The sequence below is a fragment of the Croceicoccus gelatinilyticus genome (assembly GCF_018398395.1).
Taxonomy (GTDB): domain Bacteria; phylum Pseudomonadota; class Alphaproteobacteria; order Sphingomonadales; family Sphingomonadaceae; genus Croceicoccus; species Croceicoccus gelatinilyticus.
In genome coordinates this window covers 398825-411042 of record NZ_JAHCBF010000002.1, presented here as the reverse complement: position 1 = coordinate 411042, position 12218 = coordinate 398825, and the positions used below count along the sequence as shown (strand labels likewise).

Here is a 12218-nt window from a genome sequence, read left to right as displayed (position 1 = left end):
AGGCCCGGTAAAAGCCTTTCCTTACCCGGCTTTCCTAGCTTCGATGGCGGCGCTATGGAATATCGCCACATGATTATGACATCGATCCGATCCGCCGCATGCCTCACCCGACGTCCCGACATGGGGAGCATCGCGCGATGAGCGATCCGGTCCAGCTGGCTAACCTGATGTGTTCGCGCCTGTGCCACGACCTGCTTTCGCCCGTGGGCGGCATGTCGAACGGGATCGAGCTTCTGGCCGACGAAACCGATCCGGTGATGCGCGAACAGTGCATCGAATTGCTGGCGCAGGGCGCACGGCGCACCGCGACGAAGCTGCGGTTCTTCCGCCTTGCCTTCGGCGCGGCTGGCGGGTTCGATGCCCAGCTTCCCATCACCGACCTTACCGAACTGGTCGATGCGCTGGCCGCCGAAGGTCGCGACATCGAAGTTCAATGGACCATCGGCGTCGAAGGCCTGCCCAAGGCGGCGGTCAAGGTCCTCCTGAATTTCGCGCTGCTCGCGATCGAGGCGCTGCCGCGCGGCGGCACGGTGACCATTGCGGTCGAGGACAGCGGCAGCGCACACGAAATCGCCATCCGTTCCGAAGGCATGCGGATCGCCTTCGACGCGGAAGTTGGCAGGGCACTGGACGGGGAAGTGGCCATGGATGATCTGAACGCACATACCGCGCCTGCCGAACTGGTTCGGCTGGTCGCAGCCGATTGCGGCGGAGGGGTGCAACACGCGAAAAGCGACAATGCCCTCGTCCTCGGTGCGGTATTGCCTCATGCCTGAACGGCGCCGGTTCCGTCCGCGCGTCGATGTCGACTGGGCCTGCCCGTCGCCCAATTTCGACGAACGCAACCTGCCGATCACCATGGTCGTGCTGCACTATACCGACATGCCCGACGTGCGCGAGGCCATCGACAAGATGTGCAACCCCGACAGCAAGGTCAGCGCGCACTACTGCATCACCCGCGAAGGCAAGGTCGTGCAGATGGTCGAGGAAGAGAAACGCGCCTGGCACGCCGGGCGGTCCTACTGGCGCGGGCATACCGACGTGAATTCGGCCAGCATCGGGATCGAGCTCGACAATCCGGGCCATACCCACGGGTATGAGGATTTTCCCGAGGAACAGATGCAGGTGCTCCTGCGCCTGCTCAACGACATCGTGAAGCGTCACGACATCCCGCGCGCCAACGTCGTCGGCCATTCCGACGTCGCCCCGCAGCGTAAGGACGATCCGGGAGAGAAGTTCGACTGGGAGCGGCTGGCCGAACACCGGCTGGCGCTGGCCCGGCCCGAAAAGCTGGAACTGGGCGATCCGTTTGATAACGACGGGTCGTTCTACCTCGCGCTCGAACGCTTTGGATACGACATTTCCGACGGTCATGCGGCGGTAAAGGCGTTTCAGCGCCGCTTCCGGCCCGTCCGCATCGACGGAGAGATCGATGGCGAGATCCGGGCCATCCTGTTCGGATTGCTCTTGGAACGCGACCGCGGTCTCGCTAGATAGCGCTTCGCACCGGGGGGCCGGGCAGCCGCGTCATCCTCCCACGGGGATGCCGAGGAAAGTCCGGGCTCCACGAAACAAGGGTGGCGGGTAACGCCCGCCGGCTCGCCTTCGGGCGGGCAAGGGACAGTGCCACAGAGAGCAGACCGCCGATGGCCTTTCGGGGCACAGGCAAGGGTGAAAGGGTGCGGTAAAAGCGCACCGGGCGACCGGCAACGGAAGCTGCATGGCAAACCCCACCCGGAGCAAGGCCGAATAGGGACGGCGCGCCCGACCGCAAGGTGCAGGGCAGGGGTGTTTCGCCCCGTGATCGTCCGGGTTGGTTGCTGGAGCCCTGCGGCAACGCAGGGCCGAGAGGAATGGCTGCCGGCGGGGATACGGTGCCGTAATGGCATACCGTCCACGTCACAGAACCCGGCTTACAGGCCCCTCGGTGCGATTACCCTGACTGCTCAGCCGCGTCCCACGCCGATGTAGGTGAAGCCCTTTTCGGCCATGTCCGCCGGATCATAGACATTGCGAAGGTCCACCATCAGCGGGTTGTTGGCGATCGACTTCACGCGGTTGAGGTCCAGCGCACGGAAGGCGTCCCACTCGGTCACGATGACGATGGCGTCGGCCCCTTCGATCGCTTCATAGGAATTGGCCTTCATCTCGACCCACGGCACCAGCGGCTTGGCCAGTTCCATGCCCTCGGGGTCGTAGGCGGTCACCACGGCACCGGCATCGTCCAGCGCCTGCGCCACGGCGATCGCAGGCGAATCGCGCATGTCGTCGGTGTTCGGTTTGAAAGTCAGGCCCAGCATCGCGACTTTCTTGCCGCGCGCTTCGGCTGCGCCGCCCAGCGCTTCGATGACCTTGCGGCCCATCGCGCGCTTGCGTGCCTCGTTCACCTTGACCACGGCTTCGACGATGCGGACCGGGCTGTCGAAGTCCTCTGCCGTCTTCAGCAGGGCAAGCGTGTCCTTGGGGAAGCACGAACCGCCATAGCCCGGCCCTGCGTGCAGGAACTTCGCGCCGATGCGATTGTCGAGCCCGATGCCGCGCGCCACGTCCTGAACGTCGGCGCCGACTTTCTCGCACAGGTCCGCCATTTCGTTGATGAAGGTGATCTTCGTGGCGAGGAAGGCATTGCCCGCGTACTTGATCAGCTCGCTCGTCCGGCGGCCCGTAAACAGGATCGGGGCCTGGTTGAGGAAGAGCGGGCGATAGACCTCGCTCATGACCTCGCGGCCGAACTCGTCCTCCGCACCGATGACGATGCGGTCGGGGCGCTTGAAGTCGCCAATAGCCGCGCCTTCGCGCAGGAATTCGGGGTTCGACACGACGGCGAATTTATGGGTGGTGCCGCTTTCGGCGAGAATGCGCTCAACCTCGTCGCCGGTGCCGACGGGAACGGTCGACTTGGTGACGATCACCGCGGGGCCGGACAGCTTCTCGCCGACTTCCTTCGCGACCTGGTAGACATAGGTAAGGTCGGCATGGCCATCACCGCGGCGGCTGGGCGTGCCAACAGCGATAAAGATTGCCTGCGCACCTTCGATGGCAGAGCCAAGATCGTTGGAGAACGACAGGCGTCCGCCGCGCACGTTGGTTTCGACAAGGTCTTCCAGACCGGGCTCGTAAATCGGCATTACGCCCTTCTCGAGCGCCTCGATCTTTTTCGGGTCATTGTCGATGCAAACGACGTCGTGACCGAAATCGGCGAAACACGCGCCGGACACGAGGCCAACGTAGCCCGAGCCCACCATCGCGATTTTCATGCAATTTCCCCCATCAAGGACAAGATGCCGCCGCGGTGCGCGGCTAAAAGATTAAAAACGCCAAAGGAATTGGCGCGATAATTCAGGTTTGCGACGCTTCCATGACCCACCGCTCGCTTCCCTGCAAGCCGAGTGCGGTCAATCTCCCCGTACGAAAGGCGCCCGTGTCGATACCGATGCGATTGGGCCAGCCGGAGATGCGGTGGATTTCCACCTCGTCGCGAATGGTATGGCCATGCACGACGCACATGTTCATCCGGTCGGGGTGGCTGAGGAAAGGTTCGCGAATCCAGCGCAAATCCGACGGCGATTGCGCGTCGATGGCAACCGCCGGGTCGATGCCAGCATGGGCGAAGACGTAATCCCCTTCGATGATCAGGTCTTCTGCCGATTCCAGCCATTCCACCACCTCGCGGGGGATCAGGTCTTCCATCCTTGCCATGACCTCGTCATGGCGAAGCGTGCGGTATTCCTCGCGGGTGAGGCCGTAGCTCATCACCGTTTCCCTGCCGCCGAATCGCAGGAACTGGCGCAGGGCCGCTTCCTCGTTCAGCGAACGCAGGAACATTTCCTCGTGATTGCCCATCAGCATCCTGACCGGGCGCGTGTTTTGCCACGCTCGCGCCGCGGCGATGACGCCGGCGCTATCAGGCCCGCGATCGACCAGGTCGCCCAGCAGAATAATCAGCGTATCGGCCTTTTCGCGCGACGCATCATCGGACTCGATTCGCTCGATCATCTGTTCGAACAGGTCGAGCCGGCCGTGCACATCGCCGATGGCATAGATGCGCCGCCCATCGGGAAGCGCAGGCGCCGGCGAAGAGCCGTCACCACGCGGGCGCTTTCTTCCGAGCAGGCTGCCAATCGTTTTCAACACTTGCGACAAGTCACTTCCAAGGCCGGGGGATCCGCCATTTATGGCACGCCGGGGGTGATCTCAAGTTAACCGTCCCCCGATGTGAGGTGGCGGTTGCGGTGCGGCAACGGCACCGTTGCAGAAAATCAACACAATGTCATCGGAATTCACGGAACTGAAAGATTGGACTTGTGCGCTGCAGCAGTCAGAAGCAGTTTTATTGCGCACCTGCACATGAGCACGCAACGAACGTGCCTTGCTGAGGGTGTTTCAAGGGGAGAGGGTCCTTGAAACCATGAGGGATATATTATGACCGTTTCTTTCCGCAGCCTTTTCGCTGCCACTGTTCTTGCCGGTACCGCGCTCACTGCAGCTCCGGCCATGGCCCAGGACGAGAGCGACATCTCCGTCTCGGCTAACGTTGCACTCGTCAGCGACTACCGCTTCCGCGGCGTCTCGCTCTCGGGCGGTGACTTCGCAATCCAGGGCGGCGTCGATGTCGCTCACTCCAGCGGTTTCTACGTCGGCACCTGGGCTTCGTCGCTTGACGAAACCGGTTCGGTCTACGGCAGCACCGAACTCGACATCTACGGCGGCTGGAGCGGCGCTCTGACCGACACGCTGTCGGTTGACGTCGGCATGCTCGTTTACCTGTACCCCGATGCAGACGGCGACTTCGGTTGCAACTGCGATTACTGGGAACCCTACGCCTCGGTGACCGGCGCTGTCGGCCCGGCCGAAGTGACCGTCGGTGTCGCTTACGCCTGGGAACAGTCGTCGCTCGGTGACGAAGACAACCTGTACCTCTACGGTGACGTCGGCTTCGGCATCCCCGAAACTCCGGTCTCGTTCGTCGCTCACCTCGGTTACACCGACGGCATCCTGGCCACCCAGGCCGACGGCACCAGCTTCGACTGGTCGGTCGGTGCTTCGGTTGGCGTGATGGGCGTCGATCTCGGCCTGTCGTACGTCGACACGCAGGGCCCGAGCATCAAGCACTTTAGCGACGATGCAATCGTCGCCAGCCTCTCGGCTAGCTTCTGATTTCAAAAGTCTGGCGCAGTCGCGCCGGACGGCCTGATTTCGCAGGGCGGCCCGTACTCTTAACGGAGTGCGGGCCGTAATGCGTTTTGGCGCTTGTGCCGTGCGAAGGTACGCCTACCTTTGAGGGCATGACCAAGTACCTGCACACGATGATCCGGGTTACCGACCCGGACGCGACCATCGCCTTCTTCAAGCTCATCGGGCTGGAAGAAACCCGCCGCATGGAAAGCGAGAAGGGGCGCTTCACGCTCATCTTCCTGGCCCCGCCGGGGCAAGAGGACGCCGAGGTCGAACTGACCTACAACTGGCCGGCCGAAGATGGCAGCGCGCCTGAGGAATACGACGGCGGCCGCAATTTCGGGCACCTGGCCTATCGCGTCGACGACATCTACGCGACGTGTCAGGCGATCATGGATGCGGGCCACACCGTCCATCGCCCGCCGCGCGACGGCCACATGGCCTTCGTGAAAACGCCGGACGGCATCTCTGTCGAACTGCTGCAGGACGGGCAACTGCCCCCGCAGGAGCCGTGGGCCAGCATGGAAAACACCGGCAGCTGGTAAGGCGGACCTAAGTTACAACGAAAAAGGGCGCGCGTTCGGTTGAACGCGCGCCCTTTTCTATTGGCGATACTGCCGATCAGGCGGCGGCGGGTGCTGCCTCGTCCTCGTCGGGCTTGCCCTTGGCAAAGCGCAGGACCGCAAAGCCCATCAGGGCGGAGATAAGCGAGCCGAGCAGGACGCCGATCTTCGCCTCCTCGATCAGGAGCGGATAGCCCGGGAAGGCGAGTGCGCCGATAAACAGGCTCATCGTAAAGCCGATACCGCACAGGATCGCGACGCCCCAGATCTGGGTCCAGGTCGCGCCCGGCGGCTTGGGCGCAAGCTTCAGCTTGTTGGCGCCAACGATGGCCGCGAAAATGCCGACCTGCTTACCGATGACAAGGCCGCCCGCAATCGCCAGCGGCAGCGGGTCGAGCACGGCGGAGAGGCCGATGCCGGCCAGTGCCACGCCCGCGTTAGCAAAACCGAACAGGGGAACGACCAGATAGGCGTTCCACGGCAGCAGTGCGTGTTCAAAGCGCAACAGCAGGCTGTCGCCATGGCTGTCGAGGCGCATCGGAATAGTGAAAGCTGCCAGCACGCCCGCGATGGTCGCGTGGACGCCGGAATTCAGCACGGTGAACCACAACAGCAGCGACAGAAGCGCATAGGCCCACCAACGGTCCACGCGGAATCGGTTGAGCCCGATCATGACTGCCAGCACGCCGAGCGAGACGATAAGCCACATCAGCTTCAGGTTGGCGGTGTAGAACAGCGCGATGATCGTGACCGCGCCCAGATCGTCGACGATGGCGACGGTCAGAAGGAACAGGCGCAGCGACGCCGGAACCCGGTTGCCCAGAAGGCCCATGACACCCATCGCAAAGGCAATGTCGGTCGCGGCCGGAATGGCCCAGCCGCGGTGCAGTTCGGGTGCATTCTCGCCCATGACGATGGCCATGAAGACCAGCGCCGGTGCAGCCATGCCGGCCACTGCCGCGATGACGGGCAGGCGGCGGGCCTGCGGGTCGGACAATGCACCGTCAACGACCTCGCGTTTGATCTCCAGCCCGACGACGAAGAAGAAGATCGCCATCAGACCATCGTTGATCCACAAGTGCAGGTTGTTGAGCTTGGGGATCGGGGTCCACGGCAAAGTGCCGTGGAACAGGTCGTGATATTCGTGCGCAAGGCCTGAATTGGCGACGATCATGGCCAGGATGGCCACAAAGATCAGGATGATGCCCGAAGCCGCCTCGTTGTCGAAGAAGGCCTTCAGCGTCATGTGAATGGACTTGGCCGCGGTCTTCATGCCCGTGCCTCCGCGCTGGCCGGAACGGCGGGGACGGTCACGCGGATGGGGATAAGGGTCGCCTCGGTCATATCGGCACCCTTTTCCCCAATTTGCCACCGGTTGCAAGCCGCCCAAGGCCTGCTTATGGACTTAAGTAGCGCATCCAGGGGAACACGATGCGTCAAACGGGGGTCATATGGGGGTCGCAGCCCAGGGACTGGTAGTCCCGCTCTTCACATTGCTGGAAGGCGTGCGCCTTGAACTCTTGCTGTTCGCGGGGTTCTGGTTCGTGCTTGGCGCGCTGGACGAATTGCTCGTCGATCTGGCGTGGTTCTGGCTGGTGCTGACGGGCAAGGCCCGCTCGCCCCGGCTGACGGAACCGGCACGCGCGGAATTGAGCGCGCCGATCGCGCTGTTCGTGCCCGCATGGCGCGAGGCGAAAGTGATCGCCCCGATGCTTCGCGCGACTTTGGCGCGCTGGCCGCACCGGAACCTGCGGGTCTATGCCGGGTGCTATGTCAACGATCCAGAGACCCGCGCCGCGATGGAAGCGGGAGGCGGCGGCGATCCGCGGCTCACCATCGTCGTCAACGAAATTCCCGGCCCGACAACCAAGGGGCAGTGCCTCAACCGGCTCTACCGCGCGATGCAGGAGGACGAGGCGCGCACCGGGACGCGGTTCCGGGCGGTCCTGCTCCACGATGCAGAGGATCTGGTTCATCCCGACGCGCTGACCCTGATCGATCGCGCGCTGGACGACGCCGATTTCGTACAGATTCCGGTGCGGCCTGAACTTCGGGACGATTCCCCGTGGATCGGCAACCACTACGCCGATGAGTTTACGGATGCCCACGCGCGCGAGATGGTCGTCCGCGACCGGCTTGGCGCGGGGCTTCCGGCCGCCGGTGTCGGCTGCGCCTTCGGACGCGACGCCTTGGAGCATGTTGCCCAGCGGCGCAGCGGCGACCGGCTGGGCGAGCCTTTCGACCCGGCTGCCATGACCGAGGATTACGAGCTTGGCATGCTGATCGGTCGGCGCGGGAACTGGCCGGGCTGCAAGGGCGGGCGCTTCCTGCGCGTTCGGGCGAGCGACGGATCGCTTGTCGCCACGCGGGCCTATTTCCCGGGCACGCTGGCCACATCGGTGCGTCAGAAAGCGCGCTGGGTGCATGGCATTGCTTTCGACGGCTGGGACCAATTGGGCTGGAGCGCGAGGCCGGTGGAGCTTTGGATGCGGCTGCGCGACAGGCGGGGTCCGCTGGTCGCACTGGTCCTGGCGGCGGGTTATCTGCTTGTCGTGCTGACCGGCATATTGTGGCTGGCCGACGTGATGGGCTGGCATCCGGCGGGGCGCCTGCCGGTTCTCGTCTATTGGGTGCTGATCGCGACGACGGCGACATTCGCGTGGCGGGCCGTGGTCCGCGCCGTGGTCGTCGGGCGCGAATATGGTTGTGGGGAGGCGCTTCCCGCCGTGCTGCGCATCCCTGTCGGCAATGTCATCGCGATCATCGCCACGCGTGTCGCGGTGTTCCGCTACATCAAGACATTGCGAGGTGAGCCGGCGCGCTGGGACAAGACCGAGCATGACCGGCACCCGCATCTTGAGCCGCAACAGATCGAGCGGCAGGCAGCATGAGGGCCATGCCAAGACGGGGGCAGCCGCTTTTTGCATTGGCGGGCGTGATGCTGTTCTGGGTTGCGGCGAGGGCCTTCGGGCCGGTCGATGCACTGCTGGAAACGCCGCTGCCCCTTCCGCCGACCGTGGCCGGACGGGTGGAACCGGAGCCTGTGGCAGCGCAAGTCGTGCCGGACGCTTTCCGCGAAGCTCTCCCAGCCCAAGTCGCCGCGCGGGAGTTTGCGCCGGTTCAACCCGTAAGTGCGCCGAATTTCAGCCCGCCGCCTGCGCCGATTGCCCTCCGCATGGTTGAGCGAGCCCCAAATCGTACACCGACCTCAACCCTGCCACCTGCGCCACCTGCGTCCTCCATCCCCGAAGTGGCCCCTCCTCCCGCTCCGGTGCCGTTTGGCGCGGTTCCGGCGGACGTGCGCGCCGCCCGACGGTGGTCTGCCGATGCATGGGTGCTTTGGCGGGACAAGGCATCTGCCAGCGCCGCACTGGTCGGTTCGGGTACTTACGGGGCCAGTCAGGCAGGCGCGGTCCTGCGCTATCGCCTTGCGCCCGAAAGCAGTGTTGACCCGCGCGCTTATCTTCGCGTTACGACGGTTCTGACCGGCGACACTGAATACGAAGCCGCTGCCGGACTTGCTGTCCGCCCGGTGCGCGACTTGCCGGTCGACCTGCTCGTCGAGGGCAGGGTGCTTCGATACGAAGGCGATCCGCGCCTCAGGCCCAGCGAAACCCGCGTGAGGCCCGCCGCCATGGCGGTGATCGGGCCGCCGCCTGTTCCACTGCCGCTGAACGCGAAGGCCGAGGCCTACGCGCAGATCGGCTACGTCGGCGGGAAAGGGGCGACCTCGTTTGCAGATGGTCAGCTGCGGATCGTGACCGAGGCAAGCGTACTGGACCGCTTCCGCATCGAGGCAGGTCTTGGCGCATGGGGCGGGGCGCAAAAAGGCGTCGAACGGCTAGATGTCGGCCCCACGGTCGCGGCGCGTTTTCCGATCGGTGGCGGGCTGTTCGCGCGCGCCGGGCTGGACTGGCGACAGAGAGTTGCGGGACGGGCCGAACCCGACTCGGGGCCGGTCCTGACCGTGTCGGCAGGGTTCTGACGGAATTTTTCACGACTGAGCGGGGCAGAACCTGCCACTATGGGCAGACAGCACCGCAAGATTCTTGCATTACTGGGTGATCAGCCTAACCGCCGGGAAGTCATGGACGTCTACCTTCCCATCGCCAACCTTTCGGTCAACGGCCTTATCATCGTTCTTCTGGGCGGTGTGACCGGGCTGTTGTCGGGCATGTTTGGCGTTGGCGGCGGATTCCTGACGACACCGCTGCTGATCTTCTACGGCATTCCGCCCACGGTCGCGGCCGCGTCTGCGGCAACGCAGGTGACCGGTGCCAGCGTTTCGGGCGCAATCTATCAGCACAAGCGTGGCGGCATCGATTTCCAGATCGGCACGGTCATGGTCGCGGGCGGGGTCATCGGCACCGGCATCGGCGCGCTCCTGTTCAAGCTGTTGACCGCGCTGGGCCAGATCGATGTCGCGATCAGCGTGCTCTATGTCGTCGTGCTGGGTAGCGTCGGCGTGATCATGGCCCGTGAGGCGATCCCCGAACTGTTCGGCGGTAGGCTGGCGAAACTGGGCAAGACGCCGGTGAAGCGCCGCCACCACCCGCTGGTCGCCAACCTGCCGCTGCGCTGGCGGTTCTATCGCTCAGGCCTCTATATCTCGCCGCTGGCGCCGCTGCTGCTGGGCATGGCGGTGGGTATGCTGACGATGCTGATGGGCATCGGCGGCGGCTTCCTGCTGGTGCCCGCGATGCTCTACGTTCTGGGGATGAGCGCGAATGTCGTTGTCGGCACGTCGCTGTTCCAGATCCTGTTCACGACCATCGCGACGACCATGATGCACGCGCTGACGACCAATGCGGTCGATGTCGTGCTGGCCGCGCTATTGCTGCTGGGCTCGGTTTCGGGCGCGCAGATCGGCGCGCGGTTCGCTTCGGACGTGAGGCCGGAACTGCTGCGCTTCATCCTTGCGATGCTCGTCCTGATGATCGCGATCCGCATGGCGGTGGGGCTGACCTACCGGCCCGAGGAAATCTTCACGGTGGTCCCGCTGTGACGCGGCGCGGCCGCCTCGTCCTGCGCATTGCGGCCCTTCTGGGCATATTCGCCTGCACCACGGCGCAGCGCGATCCTATCCTCGTGCCCGAAGTTTCGCAGCACGAAGTCGTCGTCCGGCAGGGCTTCACGGGCGCGGACCTGCTGCTCTACGGCGCGGTCCTGCAGCCGGACGGAACGCGGGCGAGCGAGAATGCCAGCTACGACGTCATCGTCGTGCTGAAAGGACCGAGTCAGCCGATCACCTTGCGCGAAAAACGCCGCAGGCTGGGCATGTGGATCAACGCCGACAGTGCCTCGTTCCGCTCGGCCCCGTCGTTCTACGCGCTGGCGTCTTCGCGCCCGCTTGACGACATTACCGACGAGAAAACGCGCGCGATCTACGAACTGGGTCTCGACTGGCTGCAGCTGTCGCCCATCGGCGGGATCGACCAGCAGCAACAGGACCATTTCGCCCGCGGCCTTGTCGACAAACGCGTGTCGGGCGGTCTCTACCGGCAGGACGAAAGCGGCGTCACGATCAGCCAGGGCGTGCTGTATCAGGCGCGCATCCCTTTGCCGTCGAGCGTGATCACCGGCAATTACACGGCAGAGACTTTCGCGGTTGAAAAGGGCCGCGTCGTTGCCTCTGCCACAAGTGACGTCGTCGTTGCCAAGCGCGGTTTTGAACGTTCGGTCGAGGTTTACAGCCAGGACGATCCGATCATCTACGGGTTGATCGCGGTGATCCTGTCGGTCTCGATGGGCTGGATCGCGGGCCGCCTGTTCGCCAACGGTTGATCGCACCTGTTATATCGGGTCGGTAATTTAGCGGCCTGTTAACCCTGTCGCCCTAGGATGCCTGCGCGAAGATCAACTTCGCATGATGGCATATGAGGCGCGTTCATGAACGATATGGGCAGCAGGTTTCCCGGTGGTCACCCCTTTCGCAAGCCGTTCGAACGGGTAGGACCCGGCGAACGTCGCTCGATCAGTGACGAGAAGGATGCCGCTCAGCAGGCGCAGGCTCCCAAGCCCGTGGGCGAAGCGCGCTTCGCCTCGCCGCCCGACCTGCCCCCTCCCAGCACCGAACCGCCCGCACCGCCAAGCGGGTTCGGCACAGGCACGCCTTCGGCAGGTTTCGGCGCAGGCGCTCCGCCGTCCGGTTTCGGTGGCGGCCGTCCCGTCGCGCCGCCCGCACCGCCGCAGTCCCCGGAGGCTGCAACGGACACTGCGCCCGAGCCGGTAAAGGCAGAGGCACCCGTTGAAAGTCCGGTTGAACGCCCCGTCACGCCGCCTGCGCCGCCCAGTGACTTTCCGCCCAGCGATTTCACGGCGCGCGAACCCGCTTTCGATGCGCCTGCTCCCCAACCGCGTGACGAGCTTCCGCCCGCACCGCCGGCCCCCGCGCCAGTCGCCCGCACTCCCGAGCCTGACCCCGAACCGGAGGAACAGGCCGCTTCGCACGACGATGACGAGCACGAGGAAGAGCCGGAA

General features: G+C 64.5%; 11 protein-coding genes and 1 other RNA gene. 9 read left to right on the top strand and 3 right to left on the bottom strand.

Annotation, left to right across the window (positions count from 1 at the left end):
• The first annotated feature begins 137 nt into the window (after positions 1–137).
• The 3 genes from KIH45_RS05780 (at position 138) to rnpB (ending at position 1932) form a co-directional block, all read left to right on the top strand.
• On the top strand, positions 138–776 hold the full coding sequence (locus tag KIH45_RS05780; protein WP_213175049.1) for a histidine phosphotransferase family protein: 639 nt from the start codon (positions 138–140) through the stop codon (positions 774–776).
• Complete coding sequence (locus KIH45_RS05775; protein ID WP_213175048.1) at positions 769–1497, top strand: N-acetylmuramoyl-L-alanine amidase; 729 nt, start codon at positions 769–771, stop codon at positions 1495–1497. The genes KIH45_RS05780 and KIH45_RS05775 overlap by 8 nt, the downstream gene beginning before the upstream one ends.
• Positions 1498–1506: 9 nt before the next feature.
• Positions 1507–1932, top strand: an RNA gene (gene rnpB, locus KIH45_RS05770) — RNase P RNA component class A.
• A 14-nt stretch (positions 1933–1946) separates the two neighbouring features.
• Here rnpB and KIH45_RS05765 read toward each other — a convergent pair.
• Both KIH45_RS05765 and KIH45_RS05760 read right to left on the bottom strand, forming a co-directional pair.
• Positions 1947–3257 (bottom strand): UDP-glucose dehydrogenase family protein, encoded by a 1311-nt coding sequence (locus KIH45_RS05765; RefSeq protein WP_213175047.1) that lies wholly within the window; start codon positions 3255–3257, stop codon positions 1947–1949.
• 82 nt (positions 3258–3339) lie between these two features.
• The gene (locus KIH45_RS05760) at positions 3340–4134 is read right to left on the bottom strand and encodes a metallophosphoesterase family protein (RefSeq protein ID WP_213175046.1); all 795 of its coding nucleotides are present in this window, start codon (positions 4132–4134) and stop codon (positions 3340–3342) included.
• Between the two features lie 288 nt (positions 4135–4422).
• Between KIH45_RS05760 and KIH45_RS05755 the strand changes: the two genes are divergently transcribed.
• Complete coding sequence (locus KIH45_RS05755; protein ID WP_213175045.1) at positions 4423–5157, top strand: TorF family putative porin; 735 nt, start codon at positions 4423–4425, stop codon at positions 5155–5157.
• Positions 5158–5285: 128 nt separating this feature from the next.
• Positions 5286–5720 (top strand): VOC family protein, encoded by a 435-nt coding sequence (locus tag KIH45_RS05750; protein ID WP_213175044.1) that lies wholly within the window; start codon positions 5286–5288, stop codon positions 5718–5720.
• Positions 5721–5796: 76 nt separating this feature from the next.
• On the opposite strand, the gene nhaA is transcribed toward KIH45_RS05750, so the two are convergent.
• The gene (gene nhaA / locus KIH45_RS05745) at positions 5797–7011 is read right to left on the bottom strand and encodes a Na+/H+ antiporter NhaA (protein WP_225899688.1); all 1215 of its coding nucleotides are present in this window, start codon (positions 7009–7011) and stop codon (positions 5797–5799) included.
• 178 nt (positions 7012–7189) lie between these two features.
• Between nhaA and KIH45_RS05740 the strand changes: the two genes are divergently transcribed.
• From KIH45_RS05740 to KIH45_RS05725, 4 genes are all read left to right on the top strand, one after another.
• On the top strand, positions 7190–8629 hold the full coding sequence (locus tag KIH45_RS05740) for a glycosyl transferase family protein (protein ID WP_213175043.1): 1440 nt from the start codon (positions 7190–7192) through the stop codon (positions 8627–8629).
• Between the two features lie 5 nt (positions 8630–8634).
• Positions 8635–9723 carry a hypothetical protein gene (locus KIH45_RS05735; RefSeq protein ID WP_213175042.1) on the top strand — a complete coding sequence of 363 codons (1089 nt, stop codon included), beginning with the start codon at positions 8635–8637 and terminating at the stop codon, positions 9721–9723.
• A 102-nt stretch (positions 9724–9825) separates the two neighbouring features.
• Positions 9826–10743, top strand: a complete 918-nt coding sequence (locus KIH45_RS05730; protein ID WP_213175041.1) for a sulfite exporter TauE/SafE family protein — start codon at positions 9826–9828, stop codon at positions 10741–10743.
• Positions 10740–11522 carry a TIGR02186 family protein gene (locus KIH45_RS05725; protein WP_420481923.1) on the top strand — a complete coding sequence of 261 codons (783 nt, stop codon included), beginning with the start codon at positions 10740–10742 and terminating at the stop codon, positions 11520–11522. Before KIH45_RS05730 ends, KIH45_RS05725 begins: the two co-directional genes overlap by 4 nt.
• Positions 11523–12218 lie beyond the last annotated feature (696 nt).